We start from the raw sequence: 16,931 nt of genomic DNA, 5'->3' as shown, positions 1-16,931 counted from the left end.
ATGATCATTATTGATAACCTACTAGACGCCGACCAAGTGAAGCAATATCGGGCTGCATTAGCCGATGTACCATTTAACGATGGAAAAGCGACCGCCATGGGCATGGCAGCAGGGGTTAAAAATAATGGTCAAGCTGACGCGCAGCACGCTACGGTTCAAGCGCTTGCCAATAATTTATTGGCAAGTCTGGGTAACCACCCACAAGTAGTCTCTGCTGCGCTACCTCAGCGCATATTCCCCCCTTGCTTCAACCGTTACAGTGAATCGCAGACATACGGCTATCATGTTGATGCCGCCATTATGCGTATTCCGAATACCCCTGACGTTTTGCGTAGCGATATGTCGATGACGGTGTTTCTGTCTAGTCCAAGCGATTATGAAGGCGGAGAGCTAGTTATTCAGACTGGGTTCGGCGAGCAAAAAGTTAAAGGTAACTTAGGCAGCGCTGTACTCTACCCTTCTTCAAGTTTACATAAGGTTACTCCGGTAACACGCGGCGAAAGAATAGCAGCGATTACATGGATGCAAAGCATGATTGGCGATCAAGCTATTCGTGAAACCTTATACGAGCTAGACCAAAGCATTCAGTCTTTAGTGCAAGGCGGCAAGGCCGACCGAGACGAGTTAGATAAACTTCATCACGTATACCACAACCTTATTAGAAAATTTTCCATCGTTTAAACTGGACAAAAGCTTACCCGTCACGCAAGGTTATTCTTAGTGATATGTTCTAGCGGGCTTATGTTTGTCTACAGTGTATTGATAAACATTTTTCTATGTCTATTTGCTAAGTGTTTTTTTTAAGTGGCTGGCCTAATATAGCCAATATGAGCCTATGCTTCTCAAAACACAGGTGTTGAACCTGTCCTTTGAAATAAATCAGGTTTACCTCCGGTCTCTCTATATGATTGAAAAATTGGGTTTTTAGTGAAGGAATAAGGTTACTCCGAGATGAATAAATTGTTGTACGGATTATGCTTTTTTAACTTAGAGGCTTGCTGGCTTAACACGGTAAAGCGACGCTTTGATAAGCTTTATGTGATAGGAGCCATCGCCTTACTGGCCTCACACAATGCGTTTGCAGATACTGTTACCGCCTCCATCACATTACTAGATGCTGAACAATCTCCGGTTAAAGACGGTGTGGTTATCTTCACTCCCTTGTTTGATTTGTCCAGCACAGAACTCAAAAATTCAGAAGCAGAATCAACGCCTAAAACTGCGATTATGAATCAAATCAATAAGCAGTTTGCTCCCCATGTTCTGGTGGTACAAGAGAACACAGAAGTCACATTCCCTAATGCAGATAATGTGTTCCATCATGTTTATTCGTTTTCACCCACCAAGCAGTTTGAGCTAAAGCTCTATAAAGAGTTTACCGCAGAGCCATTGTTCTTTGAGCAAGCTGGCATTGTGGATATTGGCTGTAATATTCACGATTGGATGCTAGGTTACATCGTTATTGCCGATAGTCCTTATTTTGTAAAAACCGCAAATGACGGTAACGCTAGCATCTCACTACCCGCAGGTAAATACAGTGTTGAGTTTTGGCATCCGAACGCGCCAAACGAACAACCCTTTATAGAAACTGAAGTTAAGTTAACCCGCGATAAAAACTTCACGCTAACCTTATCGAAAGTGATAGCTAGCGATGATGATTTTGATGACGGTTTTGGTGATTATTAATGCTGAGCCGTTGTATTGTCGTTATTTTTTGCTTCATCAGTTTTCACGCTTTTTCAGATACAAGGTTGTTGCTTAGAGGTAGTGTTATTTCAGCAGATAACGCTGACACATTTCAAACGAATGGCGTTTCCCACCAGCGCTTTGAAAATAATGCAGTTGCGTTATCTCAAGCGGTACTAGCGTACAATAAAGTGCTCAGCGATGATTGGCAGTTCCATGTTGTCGCCAACGGGTATAGTGATGGAGAACAAAAGCTCGGGATCAGCCAACTCTATACTCAATACCGTCCCCTTACTGCATCCACCATTAAACCAGAAGTTAAACTCGGCTTTTTCTACCCGGCAATGTCTGCCGAAAACACCGATATGGGGTGGCTGTCACCGCATTTTTTATCTAACTCAGCCATTAACAGTTGGATTGGGGAAGAGCTTCGAACGTTTGGTGTAGAGGCAAGCTTAAGACAAAACGGTAGGCAAGTTAGACGTGACTGGTCATGGAAAGTGGTAGGAAGCTTATTTAAGGGAAACGACACCACTGGCACCTTGCTATCTTGGCGTGGTTTTGCGCTACATGACAGGCAATCGCTGAATGATGATAGAGTGAAATTCACTCCCATTCCTGGCGTGGTATCTGAAGAAGGAATAGGCGCCCCAGCATATACCGACCCCTTTCGAGAAATAGATACGAAAACAGGTTATTACGGGGGGCTGCATTTAGCCCATAAGCGCCGTTCAGAGCTACGTTACTATTATTACGACAACCGTGCCAATCCACTCATTTTCGACCCTGACAGACTATACGCATGGCGCACCCGATTTCACGCGTTAACCCTTCGCCATATGCGTAACCGCAATGTAACCCTATTCGGGCAAGCACTGATAGGTGACACCTTGATGGGGGAAAATATTGTAAATAACGACTTTTACGCGGCCTACATTGCTGCATCGTATACCCATGAAGCACATCAATTTTCGACCCGTTTAGACTGGTATCAAGTGATAGATAATGACAACACCACAGACGATCCGAATAACAGCAGAGGGGAAGCCATTACCGTTAATTACACCTATGCAATGAGCTCGCAAATAGCATTATCTGCAGAGTGGCAAGTGAATCGAGGCCGCCAAGAAAATCTACGATTTTTAAATGCGTCATCGGTACCTAGTGAAAATTTTCACGAAAACCTACTTCAGCTAGCGATTACCTATCGAATCGACTGAACAAAACTAATCAGTATTACCATTAGATTTAGACTTATCGAGTGACACATCAGGTACATTTTTAACCATCATTCGCTCTTTGCGGCGCGTCATCATTTTTGCCAATCTACGCATACTTACCGTTGTGTCTTTCTCGTCTATAATATCTACGCCTAGCAAACGCTCTAGCAAATCTTCAAGGGTGATCACCCCTTCCAAGCCGCCATACTCATCTACCACTAAAAGCATATGAACATGTTTATCGATAAAATGGTCGAATGTTATCGACAGTGGCATAGAGCCAAGTATGGTCACCATGTTTTTGGCGTACTCAGATAACGGTTTATCGGTATTCCCGCGAGCTTGTGCTACCAATAAATCTGAACGCATGACATAGCCGGTGATGTTTTCCGAGTCTTTGTCTTCATAAACAGGAATTCGGGAATACTCAATATGCGCATGCTTATGGAAAAACACTTCTACGGTCATCGATTCTGCCACCGAAAACAACACAGTTCGGTGGGTTATGGCATCTTTTACCTTTAATTCGTGCAAGCTCAGCAAGCTTTGTAAGAATACCGCTTCGTGGTTAGCTAACTGTCCTTCTTGCCCTGATAGTTCGGCCATGGCGTGTAGCTCACCGCGGCTTAACCCACGAAGTGGGCTGTCATCTTTAAAGCCTCGCGTGAGCAATTCAGACATCACCACAAAGGGCTTAAGAATAATAATCAGATACTTTAGGAAGTAGGCTGTCACTGGCGCCAATCCACGCCAATAGGTTGCGCCTACGGTTTTAGGAATAATTTCAGAAAAAACCAAGATAAGTAGCGTTAATACCGCTGAAATCACGCCCAAGTATGCTTCGCCAAATACACTAGCAGCCTGCGCACCCGCGCCAGCAGCACCCATTGTGTGAGCAATAGTATTTAACGTTAAAATTGCCGATAGCGGCGTGTTGATATTATCGGTCTGCTTTCTTAGCAAGATACCGCTAGGCCGATTCTCTTTTTCTAAAACAGAAATGTAGGCTGAGGACACACTTAAAATGACTGCCTCAGCAATTGAGCATAAAAAAGAGAAGCCCAAGGCAATCAATACATAAACGATGAGTAAAAACATGAGTCCTTTCCGATAATCGGAGTATGAAGCAAACGACCATTATGCAAGCCTTAACCGGACTTACAAGAGCGCAGATGAATTAAATACAAATACCGAGTAATTTACTCATAAATATAGGAATACATATACTGTATTCCTATTCATTTTTACCTTTGCGTTAACCACAACAGTCTTGATGGTTTTCTTCACGCTGTGCCAATCGAGCACTAACTTTTTTAATGCCCAATCGAGCCATTAAAGCAGCAAGAAGAATAGCGCACGCTGCATAGAGGGTTTGAATATTAGCACCATGACTATGTAGTTGGCTTTCCATGTGAATTAAGCCTTCTAATGACAATGCTGACACCGCGTAATTAAGCAAATAGCCAAACCCAATACTGGCAGTAATTACACTAAACAAATACAAACACAGGGTTCTAAAACCCATTTCTTGTTTGATCATGCCCATGGTAGACACATTAGTAGCCGGCCCTGCCATGAGAAATACCAACACCGCACCAGGTGATAACCCAGCGGCTAAAAACCCCACTGCAAGTGGTGTAGATGCCGTAGCGCAAATATACATAGGAATGCCAATGACGGCCATGACCAACATAGCGATAACCCCATCACCCCATTGAGTAAGAAAGTCTGTTGGTACCCAAGTTTTAATGGCTGCGGCTAAGGCTAGGCCAATAAGTAGCCATACCACAATATCTTCCAGTAACTTACCGGAGGCATAACGAAACACTTGGGTAAATTTATTACTTTGTTTTGCTGACTCAGCCGAAGTAGCAAGCGTGTCGTCGCAACAACTTGTAGTTGGCTTCTCACTGGCACAACAACTGGTTTGCTCTTGATTCAGCGAGGTCGCTTCCACTTGCTCTAAAGCTGCAGGGGTCTCACTTGAACAGCAAGATACATTGCTAAAGTGATTGCCAGAATGATCGTTAGAGTGATTGCCAGGAGCGTGAGCATGTGAGTGATTATCAGCGTGCACATGCTCGTGTTCTGCTTTTTGAGGCTTGGCGCCATCAAACCATCTCACCATAAGACCTGCATAAATTGCGCTAACGATAGCGGCGATTGGCCTAACAATAGCGTACAAAGGGCCTAATAACGCGTAGGAAACAGAGACACTGTCTACGCCTGTTTCAGGAGTAGAAACTAAAAATGAAATCGTCGAGGGTTTAGATGCACCGCTTCTACGCAGTCCGATAGCCGCTGGAATAACGCCGCAAGAACACAAAGGCAATGGAGCACCTATTACCGCCGCTTTCGTAATAGAGGCTGTTGAGCTGCTTCCCATATGGCGCTCTAAAAAGCTAACCGGCACCAGCTCGTGCATGATACCCGCCACCAGCAGGCCCAGTAGCAGCCACGGAGCAGACTCCATAAATAGGCTGATAAAATTTTGCACTAAGAGCATTAGGTCAGTCATACCACTCCAAACGAACCGCGTTGAATACTTTATTTCTACTTGCTGATTTACTGTGCCGGCTACTGTATCGACTTACTTTGCCGATTGACTACGCCAATCTACTATGATTATTTAATGTACAGTAAATTTACCAAATTCGGTGAAAACGTATAATAGCAAATTTACGCTCCTACCGTGAATGAACTAGAAGTAATCCACCTCATCGAATAACCCGATTGCCTACAAAAAAGCCGACGCTGAGAATAACTCTCTGCGTCGGCTTTGTATAAAACTAGCACTCAACCAACTAAAGACAGCGGCTTGCTATCTTTTGTGCTGCGGCTATTCCTTCTCGCCCACTTCGTCTTGATGTCCGCTGCGAAGTTTAGCCACAACAGACCAGGCTTCAAGCATCACTAACACAGACACCACCAGCACCACGGCATCTAAGAACACCAATAAGTAGTTTTCAGCAAGATAGTACTCTTTCAGCTTTATTAGCCCAGCAAAGAAAGCCATTACCAAAACGAATACCATGGGTATTAATGTGTAGCGGGCTGGTCTTCCCATTTTGATTAGCATAACGGAAATAACTAACAAGGTAAGACTCGCCAGTATTTGGTTGGTAGAACCAAACAACGGCCAAATGATCATACCGCCACCGCCTGAAGAGCCACCTGCCCCAAAGGCGAGTAGTAAACAACAAGCAACGGCTAAGAAAGTCGCCACTACCCCATTTTTAAGTGCTGACAATTTATAAATATCGCCCCACTCTTGAATAATGTAACGCTGAAGACGAACACCAGAGTCCATGGTTGTGCCTGCGAACAGCACTACCATTACCGCTAATATTGTTGATGAGAAGGCTTCGGGTAGTCCCCAGCCTTGATGAATTAGCGCCGCACCGCCACTAATAAACGCACCTACGCTGCCTGCACCTAAGTGACTGTAGACTTCATGCCACTCTTCTGGAGAGGCTGCAAACGCCACACCACTCACCGCAACAATAGTAATTAGCGCTAAGGAACCTTCACCAATCGCCCCTAAATAACCCACAAAGCGAACATCAGTTTCCTTATCTAACTGCTTAGAGCTGGTGCCTGAGGCCACAATACCGTGGAAGCCTGACACTGCACCGCAGGCAATAGTCACGAACAACAAGGGAATTAAGCTGGGGGAGTCCATGGCCGTCTGTGTATTGAAGGCTGGCGCGGTAATATCTGGCATAGCAAAGAAGACCGCACCATACAATAGGAATAGCCCAACCAATAACTGCATACCGTTAATAAAATCGCGGGGCTGAAGTAACATCCACACCGGCAACAACGAAGCAATAGCAGCGTAAATAAATAAGATAATAATCCAGTTCGCTTTGTCAGCTAAACCAAACATGGTTTCAGGCAAGCTGATAGGAATGTAGCTACCCGCATAAACCGAGGCATAAAGCACCACGATACCTACAAGACAAAGAGGGATTAAACCAAAGTTACGTTTTAATAACTGTCCAATAACCAATGCAACGGCAATGGCTGTCCAAGCAGGGAATACCGCATTCGGCTGAGAGACAAATGAGTTTGCTATCACCACACCAAAAACGGCGTTAACCATTAACAGTACTAGAAAGATAACAATCATAAACAATGAGCGAGAACGCTTGCCGATAACACTTTCCGACAAGGCACCCATCGATTTACCTTTGTGACGCGCACTGGCCCACAAGGCGCCCATGTCGTGCACACCAGCAAACAAAATGGTACCGAAAATCACCCAGAGTACAGCAGGCACCCAGCCCCAGTATACGGCGATCGCAGGCCCAACAATTGGTGCGGCACCGGCCACTGAAGTAAAGTGATGCCCCCAGAGCACAACTTTATTGGTAGGTACAAAGTCTTTACCATCTTGTAGTTCGTGCGCTGGCGTGGTGAAGCTATCGTCTAATTTAAATATTTTCGTGGCAATAAATTTAGAATATACGAACCACCCGAGGAGCATGCCCACGATCCCGAGTAATACTATGGCTATTGACTGCATATTATTGTCCTGTGTCGATGTTGCACTGCATCATTCAATTTTGTTCTTGAACACATATACAACGCTTTTCTGTCGTTAAAAAACGCTTATTTAAACATTAAAACATTATTTACTTTTTTACGTCGCCATATTAGACCAAAGTCTATTGTGGTAGCAGCTTTTTTACACTGCTCGTACCATGCGAGCTTCATAATTTTTACCAATCATTTACAACAAAAATAGCAGGCAAAACGAAAATAGCAGGTAAATATAGTTTTAATCTTACCTTCACCCTTCAAATACATCTCAGTCTCGTTTATAAAGGCTCATCTATAAATAAATCTATTAATAAGTAGTTATGGCATCACCTAAATTTCATATGGCCGTCCGTAAATATCACCGATGGTTAGGCTTTTTCTTAGCAGGCATAATGGCAATTTATGCTGTCAGTGGCGTGTTACTCATTTTTCGTCCCACCGATTTCCTGAAATTCGATCAAACTGAAGTCCGTCAGTTGTCTCAAGACTTGAACGGCAAACAGGTAGCATCGAAAATTAAGGTGAAAGGTTTGAAGGTGGTTGAAGAGAATGACAACCAAGTTGTGTTAAATATGGGAACTTACGACAAGGTAGATGGTGTCGCTACGATTACCCGTAAAGACTACCCCCTTGTTCTGGCGAAAATGGTGAAGCTTCACAAAGCAACTAATAACAGCCCCTTATTTTGGTTGAACATTAGCTTTGGCGTTGCCCTTTTGTTTTTCGTCATATCTGCATTTTTGATGTTTATGCCGAAGCTGCCTATGTATAAAAATGGGCTTAAAATAGCGGGATTAGGTGCAGTAGTGGCTGTACTTGTTGTGATGTTCGGCTCATAACTTCACATGTTCGAACCACCTTGATGTGGTTCGAACACTTTTTAGCACATGCTTGAACCCTGTGGTAACGTATCTGAATAGTAATGAATTCGTACGCTCACTATCAGGGAAGATTTATGCCGCGCCAGTACAACCTCTTTTTCGCTGTAAGTCCTTTTATTATAAATACCTCTGCTATCAACGCACTTATATCAGCTTCATTCAAACTTAATAGCAACACCGGTACAGCAGCGCTTATGCATGGTGAGCGACTATGAATTTTGTCGATTTCACGGTAGTGGCTATATACCTTGTGGGTTTGTTAGTCATGGGGTTTGTGTTTCGAAAACAAGTGAGTAAAAAAGATTACTTTCTTGCTAATCGACAGTTGGGCTGGAAGCCGCTTTCCCTTTCCATTATGGCCACGCAGTTATCTGCAGTCAGCTTTATTTCCGCCCCTGCTTTTGTTGGGATAAGAGAAGGTGGTGGCCTTATTTGGTTATCATATGAGCTCGCCCTCCCTCTTGCTATGCTGGCCTTGCTCTATTTTATTTTACCCACCTTGTACCGCTCTGGCGTCGTCAGTGTTTATGACTTTTTAGAACAACGTTTTGGCCGCTCATCACGAGTACTCATTAGCGTGGTGTTTCAAATAAGCCGTTCATTTGCCACCGCCATTATGATTTACGCCATTTCTATTATATTGCAAAGCACCATGGGCTTAGCGTTTTGGCAAAGCGTGTTACTGATTGGTGTTATTACCCTTATTTACTCTTTGCAAGGTGGTATGAAAGCCGTTGTGTACGGTGATGCTGTGCAAATGATATTGATAGTTGCAGGCGCCTTGGTGTGTTTAGGTTTTGGGCTATACCATATAGGCGGGTGGACAAGCTTTCTTGAGCAAGTACAACCTGAACGACTCACTACACTAAACACATCATCTTATGGGTTTGATGGTGAAGGTTTCGGCCTGCTGCCCATGATTTTTGGTGGCATCGTGTTATACGCTTCATATTATGGCTGCGACCAATCAGAAGCCCAGCGTTCGCTGTCGGCCAGGAGCTTAGGTGATTTAAAGAAAATCATTATGACCGCCAGCTTCTTACGTTTCCCTATAACACTCATTTACTGCTTCGCAGGGCTGGTCATAGGAACGCTAGCACTGACCACCCCAGAATTCCTTGCTCAAATTCCTGACGACCAACCCGATTGGCTGATGCCTATCTTTATAGTCAACTACCTTCCAAACGGTATTTTAGGTTTGTTATTAGTGGCCATTTTAGCTGCGGCCATGTCATCTCTAAGTTCAGCGATTAATAGCTTAGCTGCGGTATCAGTTGAAGATTATTGTCGAGTAGTGGGTAAAACACTGTCGCCAGAAAGTACCCTTCAAGTGGCTAAGTACACTGGCATGTTCTGGGGCTTACTCACATTGGGTTTGTCATTTGTGGTAGATGACATCGCCCCCACCATTATTGAGGCCATTAACAAGATTGGCTCGGTTTGCTTTGGTCCAATTTTGGCTACATTTTTCTTAGGCGTGTGCACAAAACACCTTTCGGCAAAGCAAGTAAATACTGGACTTATTGCTGGTGTATTGGTCAATATATATTTGTGGCTAAACCAGCCGGATGTATTTTGGTTTTGGTGGAACGTGAGTGGCTTTTTAACCGCATTTGGTGTTTCTCTTGGAGTATATTGGCTTGGTCACAAGAAGTTTAAACAACCTTTCATAAACACCGACCACGGTATACTCACTAAGATCAATATGGCCGCCCTACTTACCTGGTGCATTGTACTTATTGGTGTTTGTATTGCCTTACCTATGATACTTATTTAATAACCGGCCATGTCGTACATTTAGGTTGCTAACCGTCATTATTGGCGGTTAGTAGAAACTGCTTAAGCTCTTGGTATACAGCGTGAGACTCTGGGGTTTCATAAGCAACAACGTAGTCGGCATGGGACAACCCTTCGAAAACTTCTAATTGTGTACGCACGTTCGCATTACGCAACTTACGATTCACTCGCACCGTATCACTTAGAAACATATCCCGCGTGCCTGATACGAGCAGCGTAGGCGGAAAGCCATCAAAATTACCATAAAGGGGGGAAATAGACGGGTGGGTTAAGTTTTCGCTACCAGCGTATAGATTAGCCGCTGCTTCCAAAAAGCCTTGGTATGACACCAATATGCGATCAATACCTTCGTTGGTATAAAGGGTATCGCCAGTTTTCGTCAAATCAGCCCAAGGGGTGCCTGCATATACCGCCGACGGCAGCGGTTGCTTTGTTTCAATAAACCTTTGCACGGCAGAAAGTACCAAGCCTGCTCCTGCAGATGTGCCACCTATAAAAAGGTTATGTGCGCCATATTCTGCAGCCAAGCTGCTATACACCGACACTACATCGTTAAGCGCAGCGGGAAATGGCGCATGCGGTGGCATTCTATAGTCGATACTAATCACTGTAGTACCAACTCTATGGGCGACTAACAAGCTTTCTTCTATACTGGGAAGCCCAGCAAAAAACACGTAACCGCCCCCGTGTACATCAATAAACACCTTGTTTTTAAATTCAGGTGCAATTGTCTTAGGCGTAAGTCGCCTGACCGTTACCCCATTAATTTTTTCCAAAGACACATCAACATCAAACTGCTTGCGCATTTTTTTGATTTTCTTTTTCTGATCTCCGTTTCTTATTTGAATCAGTTCACGCCACTGCGCTACAGATTGAGGCGTATTGTTAATGACTTCATCAACTGACGGCATGGGGTATTCAGAGATAGCGCTTTTAAGTTCATCACTCGCAGCATTTGGTAGCGGTACCATTTTAGTCGGCACAGTTAACAAAGAAACAATAGTCGTTTTGGCTGTATCAGTGTTGTGGGCAGAAGCTTCTGATTTAGAGGACGAAAATGTCATTGATACCACCAAAATGAAAAAGGAAAAGGTGAAGGTGAAGGTAAGTAGATTCATGCGCAAAACGCTTTTATATTATTGACGTTGTTATAACCGATAAACTTACCTGTATCCTGTTACTTTTCAACTGTAATCGTCATTCAATTCAAATGCGCTCATTACTTTTATATAGACTTATGGGCGATTACGACCAAACTGATCATGACTCGAAACCCATTCATCAGCTACTACTGCCGCGCCTAATGATAGCTCGCCGCACAACACGGTTGCTGCAATAATTTCGGCTAACTTATTCACGCCGCCTTTACCATAACATCCTAGCGTTTCTAGGCATTCTCGCTGAGTAGCCAACCCGGTACCACCGCCATAGGATGCCACTACAAGTGAGGGAATAGTAATAGAGAAGTAGTAATCGCCATTTGGGGTTATTTCGCTGTAAGTATACCCTGCTGATGATTCGGCTACATTTGCGACATCTTGGCCGCAAGCGATAAACAAAGCAGTAATACCATTGGCAAAGTGGGCTCCATTGCTCACGCTACCTGCAACAAATGCCCCCATGTTAGACAACTGGCGTTGCTTGAATAATGCTTCAGGTGAGCAATGCATTAACGATTTCATCAAATCAGCAGGGATAGTGGCTTCGGCTACCACTCGCTTACCTCGGGTATGCAGTGAATTTACAAAAGAATGTTTTTTGTCGGTATCTAAATTACCCGATAGAGCAAAGTGTTCAAGCCCTTCAATATGCTGCGACTGCATCCATTGACAGGCATGTCGCGTGGCCTTGCTAACCATGTTCTGCCCTGCCGCATCGCCGCAGGTAAAGTTAAAGCGTAACCATCGCATTTTAGATACGGCATACTGCTCAATATCACGAAGCTTGCCTACCGACGTCGTTTCTTCCGCTTTGGCTTTGATGACTTCAAAGTTGTCAGTGACCCACTTCCCGAATGCTAGTGCCGCGCGAGCGTCTTCAAACACAAATACCGGTGCCCGCTGCATGGCATCATCAATCACGGTAGTTTTAACCCCACCCGATTCTGCGGTTAAGCGCATGCCGCGGTTATAACTGGCAACTAACGTACCTTCTGTAGTTGCCATTGGTACATAGAATTCGCCTTGTGCGGCTACACCGTCGATAACAAGCGGCCCAGCCAACCCGATAGGCACTTGGGCAACACCGGTAAAGTGTTCAATGTTACCTGGCAAGGTATCTGGCTCAATTGAAAACTTACCGACATGACTCATTTCAGCGCCAGTTTTATCTTTCACAAACTGACGTCTTGTTTCCGCCATTTCTGCGCTGTAGTCGTTGGGGGAACTATCTCTTAAGCTTTTGTCATTGGAACTGCCGCGTGGGATCTTAGCCATAACACTCTCTTGTTAATTTAATGTTAACTCATTATGTTATGCCTAGTACTCCATCACAAATCAACCCTATGTATTACTCGTCATAGTTAACCGCAATAGTTCGTGGTTGTGGTTCGTGTCAATAGCTCGTAGCACTAGCTCTTAGCGCGAGTTCTTAACCTTAGTCTGCAACAAATAGACACTGGGATTGATACGGTTATTGATATGGATATTGTTAATAGATCACTTTAGATGCGGGCGCTTATTAATAGGCAGGCGTATAAATAGTGGTGAAGAGTATAAGGTGTAAATAGCATTTAGATTTTAATAAAGATCTCTATGATACCGTCTTTTTTCGATAAACGTGGAGTACTGCGCTTCACCCAGCACATCTCGTAGGGCAGCATCGACGCCTTTACCCATCCCATCAAAATTACCGCATACATAAATTTGCCCATCACGGCCAGTGTAAGGACTAGCATCGCTGTTAATGCTTTTACTGGAATTAGGGGCTTTACCGGAGTTAGAGCTAATGGTTTTACCAGAACTAGAACTTAGGAACGCTTTTAAGGCCTCGGCCTGTTCTACTATCATATGCTGAACATACTTTTTAGACTCAGTGGCAGAACCTAAAGAAGACTTCGAAAAAATAGTAGAGGTTTTATGAATGCACGGCGCATTGTGAAAGGGTGATAGCGCCTTACTTAAAACGTTATCAAGTTCTGAGTCTCGTTCACCATAAAAAATCCATACTGGACCACTTTCGTTAAGCATGGCTCGTTTAGCAAGTTGAGCCCTAACACCAGCAATTCCACTTCCGGCGGCTATAAGCACTAACGGGCATTGGGTATCGGTAATGACTGCATTAGAATTTTTGCGTATTTGTGCATAGGCTCGCTGGTTCTGCAGTAGCTTGTGCGTTAAAAAGCCCGAGCCATAGCCAAGCTCTCCTTTCGCTTTTCGTACCTCTCTCACTACCAATTTTAAGTCATCTTCTTCGGGGGCAGACGCTATGGTATATGAACGCCCAATTAGCTTTCTTAAGGGCTTTGTTAAAGGCTTAGTCAAGAACTCGCTTGAGGGCTCCTTCTCGTGCGCCATATCAGGATAAATATCAATGATATCTCCTGCTTCCCACGCTATTGGCGCTGCGCCATTCTCATGGGCTGATTGAGGCTGCTTTAAGGTAATCGCATACAAGCCTCGGGTATCGTCTTGATTAAGTTGTTTGCGGTGCTCTAATACCCAAGGTTGAATTTGTGCAGATGAATCTTTCGCTAATGAATCAAGGTGTGCTAAATGTTCACCCTTTCCACTATCTAATGTAGTGAGCGAGGTTAATGGCGTACCGCCAAGTAAGCGCATGTTCTCATAAAGAGAGACTGCAAAACGGCAAAACTGTTTGTATTCTCGACTTCCCAACCCGATAACTTCGAATGACAAGTTTGATAGCGGCGTAGCACCACTCTTTTTTGCTCGCTGCAAAGCATGATAAAAGCGAGTACCTGCATCTGGCGGCTCACCTTCACCATAAGTGCTAACGACAAACAGTGCCTTTGATACATTACCAAGCATTGCAATATTTAAAGAAGCCATGGAAATCAGGGAAATAGCTTCGCTTTCGGCCAGTGCTGCTGCTTTAGCCCGCGCAATCTTTTCGGCGGTGCCAGTTTGGCTAGCATAAACAATCAAGGTTTGGTTTTTACTATCGCTACTATCAACGTTCGTACTATTTTTTTTGTCTGTAGAGACATTTGTCGCACAGCGCTTCTTGTTGCATTTATAAAAAATCACCGCTACCCACAACACATAAAGCGTAATGCTAGATAGTGCTATGAGTAAACGGTGAGTTTCAGTCATGGTACTTTTAAAATATCTCAGTAAATGCTTAAGCTGAGCTTACAGTGGTAGCACTTCAAAGGTACCTGAGTAACTTCCGGTTCTTACCGTTGCTGGCTTTTCAGCTTTATCATCTTTGTAACTAATTTCGACAAAATACATACCTGCTTGTGGCCAGGTAATGTCAATTTGTCCTTCGTTATTTGATGTTACCGAAATCATTTCTTGGGTGTTTCTATAACGCATACCGCCACGCACCACTTCAACTTCTGCGCCTACTGCTGGCTCACCATCAATAAGTAAAGTAAAGGTAGCGGTTTCGGTAGCAAACAAATCATTAGGGTGAGTTACTGGGATAAGCTCTAAGCCTTCGCTAGTTGGTGTAAATACCTTTTCTGAGGGCGCACCAAGGGTTACAAAGGTTTCAACACGGCGTGAACCTTGAGTCACACTTAAATCGGTTGCCTCTTTAGGCACTGATGTAGCGAACTCTTCTGCAACATAAGGCTTACCGCGACCAGGCCACATTTTACGGTTACCCTCTTCATCTTTCCAAAAAGCCCGTATACCAGAACTGAAAGACGTGATTTTAAAGGTGCCTTCCTCTTCTAATTTCACATCGAAAGTAGTGCGATACTTTCCACGTGCACTATTTTCAGTTTCTATGGTTTCACCACTAGGCGCAGTCACCACTAAATCGTCAGTATTCATCGCAAAATGATCAGGGTGAAAAATAGTGTTTGAGATAGCGGCATCAAACGTTACGTATGCTTCTTCACCCGATAGAACGGTTGAGCTTGGCAATAGCCATGCTCTGTGAGCGCTGGCAGAAAATGAGACGGCTAATGTTGCGGCTAACGCGACCAGTGATGTAGTTACCGATAATTTTTTCATAATGTCCTCTGAGAGTTTATTAATCTTCCAGACGCAATGAAACGCGTCCAATTTCTGATTTGCCTTCCAAAGTAACTGGAAGTGATTCTGCCGAGATTGGGAGAGTAAATGGAATTGATAATACTTCTCTGCCCCCTACTTCGCGAGACGCTTCTACACGAAGGGTATAATCGCCGTCACTTAACTTCGAAAGCGCGCTATTGAGTTGAGTATCGATAACGTGCGCCCCCGGGCCTTTTGTTGCACTGGTTAAACCGTCGTAAGGTAAATCTAAACTTCTACCACCACGACGCCACCACTGCCTAAGATCCTTAAGCCATTCTTTACCTTCGTGTTCACGCATATCAACGTCATACCACACCGCGACCTGAGTAGATTTACGCTTGCTGTTTTCTATCCACACAGCCACATACGGTTTGTGATACTCAGCAACATCTAGCTGAGGCAAAGCTATATCAAGCGTTACTGACTGCGCAGCTATAGAGACCGATGAGGCTAACATTAGCCCTAGCGCTCCAGACGCTATTGCAAGTCTATTTCGCACTTTCATTGTTTCACTCCTTTTCAAGTTCACATCCCCAAACCGTTAATGCACAAATAACAGCAAAATGACAAATGGGATTAATACGCCCAGAACAGTTACAGGCCAGGTGGATGCTCTACTTGGTGCATGACGCATTAGTAACTGCAAACCTGTGACACTAAAAATAATGCAGGCAACAGCAAACACATCAATAAACCACGGCCACACTGCTCCGGTATTCCTACCTTTATGAAGATCGTTGAAATACGAAATCCACCCTCTATCCACGCTTTCATAGGTAACCATTTCAAGTTCGCTGTCTACAGCGACCCAACTATCAGTACCCGGCCCAGGCCACGCGGCATAAAATTCAAGACCGTCCCATTCCCCCACCACGGAAGCAGGGATAGCAACATCATATTTATCAGATACGAAATCCACTAGGACATCAGGTATAAAAGCTTCACCTTCTGGCAAAGCCACAAATTCATCTATTACAGATGCAGGCAACGATGCATCTATTTCAGTTATTTTTTTGTTGGCTGGAATATCAGCAGCGTGATTAAGCGTTATACCCGTTAAGGAAAACAGTAATATGCCGACAAGACACCACGCCCCGCTTATCCAATGCCATTGCCTAATGCTGCCTAATGAGAAGCGCATAGATATTTTGCTATTCCTTATACAAGGCTATTTCATCGTTCGAGGTGATAGATAATACAGATTTTACACAGTGACTCAATGCAAATGAGATTTATTCTCGCATTTATCGTTACTTCGCGATCATAGTCATTTAACAAGGGTATAAAGGTATGGATGCTGTAGCGAAGGATTCATATGTAACCATCAGTAGCATGGATGCTGTAGCGAAAGCCCCATGGATGGATACACGCCGCGTTTCACATGGGCTTCTACTCGCGACTATTATTAATATTCAACGGTGAGCCTTATTCGGCTGTTCAGAAGGAAGGGCTTTGTGCGCCTCGGAAACTCTCTACAGCATGGATGCTGTGGCAGAGGCCCCATGGATGGGTTCACGCCGTGCTTCTGATCGGGGCGACTCCCTCTCAAAACATAAACGCAAGACACAAAAAAGGCGCTCTAATGAGCGCCTTTTTCTTAATGCTTTGGT

Annotated in this window: 14 protein-coding genes; 5 read left to right on the top strand and 9 right to left on the bottom strand. The window is 44.2% G+C overall.

Features of this window, described 5'->3' with window-relative positions; translation table 11 throughout:
- From J8L84_RS19685 to J8L84_RS19675, 3 genes are all read left to right on the top strand, one after another.
- Positions 1-681, top strand: coding sequence for a Fe2+-dependent dioxygenase (locus tag J8L84_RS19685; protein WP_211072184.1), 681 nt, complete (start codon positions 1-3; stop codon positions 679-681).
- Positions 682-951: 270 nt separating this feature from the next.
- Positions 952-1,686 (top strand): methylamine utilization protein, encoded by a 735-nt coding sequence (locus tag J8L84_RS19680; protein WP_211072183.1) that lies wholly within the window; start codon positions 952-954, stop codon positions 1,684-1,686.
- Positions 1,686-2,906, top strand: coding sequence for a hypothetical protein (locus J8L84_RS19675; protein ID WP_211072182.1), 1,221 nt, complete (start codon positions 1,686-1,688; stop codon positions 2,904-2,906). Before J8L84_RS19680 ends, J8L84_RS19675 begins: the two co-directional genes overlap by 1 nt.
- Before the next feature lie 6 nt (positions 2,907-2,912).
- On the opposite strand, the gene J8L84_RS19670 is transcribed toward J8L84_RS19675, so the two are convergent.
- The 3 genes from J8L84_RS19670 to J8L84_RS19660 form a co-directional block, all read right to left on the bottom strand.
- Complete coding sequence (locus tag J8L84_RS19670) at positions 2,913-4,004, bottom strand: CNNM domain-containing protein (RefSeq protein WP_211072181.1); 1,092 nt, start codon at positions 4,002-4,004, stop codon at positions 2,913-2,915.
- 157 nt (positions 4,005-4,161) lie between these two features.
- Positions 4,162-5,424, bottom strand: coding sequence for an SO_0444 family Cu/Zn efflux transporter (locus tag J8L84_RS19665; protein ID WP_211072180.1), 1,263 nt, complete (start codon positions 5,422-5,424; stop codon positions 4,162-4,164).
- Positions 5,425-5,745: 321 nt separating this feature from the next.
- The gene (locus tag J8L84_RS19660) at positions 5,746-7,434 is read right to left on the bottom strand and encodes a carbon starvation protein A (protein ID WP_211072179.1); all 1,689 of its coding nucleotides are present in this window, start codon (positions 7,432-7,434) and stop codon (positions 5,746-5,748) included.
- 337 nt (positions 7,435-7,771) lie between these two features.
- Here J8L84_RS19660 and J8L84_RS19655 point away from each other — a divergent pair, with 337 nt between their 5' ends.
- Both J8L84_RS19655 and J8L84_RS19650 read left to right on the top strand, forming a co-directional pair.
- On the top strand, positions 7,772-8,290 hold the full coding sequence (locus tag J8L84_RS19655) for a hypothetical protein (protein ID WP_211072178.1): 519 nt from the start codon (positions 7,772-7,774) through the stop codon (positions 8,288-8,290).
- Between the two features lie 253 nt (positions 8,291-8,543).
- On the top strand, positions 8,544-10,109 hold the full coding sequence (locus J8L84_RS19650) for a sodium/solute symporter (protein WP_211072177.1): 1,566 nt from the start codon (positions 8,544-8,546) through the stop codon (positions 10,107-10,109).
- 28 nt (positions 10,110-10,137) lie between these two features.
- On the opposite strand, the gene J8L84_RS19645 is transcribed toward J8L84_RS19650, so the two are convergent.
- From J8L84_RS19645 to J8L84_RS19620, 6 genes are all read right to left on the bottom strand, one after another.
- Positions 10,138-11,193 carry an alpha/beta hydrolase gene (locus tag J8L84_RS19645; RefSeq protein ID WP_247670898.1) on the bottom strand — a complete coding sequence of 352 codons (1,056 nt, stop codon included), beginning with the start codon at positions 11,191-11,193 and terminating at the stop codon, positions 10,138-10,140.
- Positions 11,194-11,364: 171 nt separating this feature from the next.
- The gene (locus J8L84_RS19640) at positions 11,365-12,564 is read right to left on the bottom strand and encodes a hydroxymethylglutaryl-CoA reductase (protein WP_211072175.1); all 1,200 of its coding nucleotides are present in this window, start codon (positions 12,562-12,564) and stop codon (positions 11,365-11,367) included.
- A gap of 303 nt (positions 12,565-12,867) precedes the next feature.
- Positions 12,868-14,403 (bottom strand): NADPH cytochrome P450 oxidoreductase family protein, encoded by a 1,536-nt coding sequence (locus J8L84_RS19635; RefSeq protein WP_211072174.1) that lies wholly within the window; start codon positions 14,401-14,403, stop codon positions 12,868-12,870.
- A 39-nt stretch (positions 14,404-14,442) separates the two neighbouring features.
- On the bottom strand, positions 14,443-15,276 hold the full coding sequence (locus J8L84_RS19630; RefSeq protein WP_211072173.1) for a DUF4198 domain-containing protein: 834 nt from the start codon (positions 15,274-15,276) through the stop codon (positions 14,443-14,445).
- Between the two features lie 19 nt (positions 15,277-15,295).
- Complete coding sequence (locus tag J8L84_RS19625; protein WP_211072172.1) at positions 15,296-15,826, bottom strand: DUF2271 domain-containing protein; 531 nt, start codon at positions 15,824-15,826, stop codon at positions 15,296-15,298.
- Between the two features lie 36 nt (positions 15,827-15,862).
- A complete protein-coding gene (locus J8L84_RS19620) occupies positions 15,863-16,462 on the bottom strand; it encodes a PepSY-associated TM helix domain-containing protein (RefSeq protein WP_211072171.1) in 600 nt (199 codons plus the stop codon).
- Positions 16,463-16,931 lie beyond the last annotated feature (469 nt).

The sequence above is a fragment of the Alteromonas sp. MMG017 genome, from assembly GCF_018100795.1.
Classification (GTDB): domain Bacteria; phylum Pseudomonadota; class Gammaproteobacteria; order Enterobacterales; family Alteromonadaceae; genus Alteromonas.
Note: the sequence above shows the minus strand (reverse complement) of the source record. Positions and strands in the feature narration are given on the sequence as shown.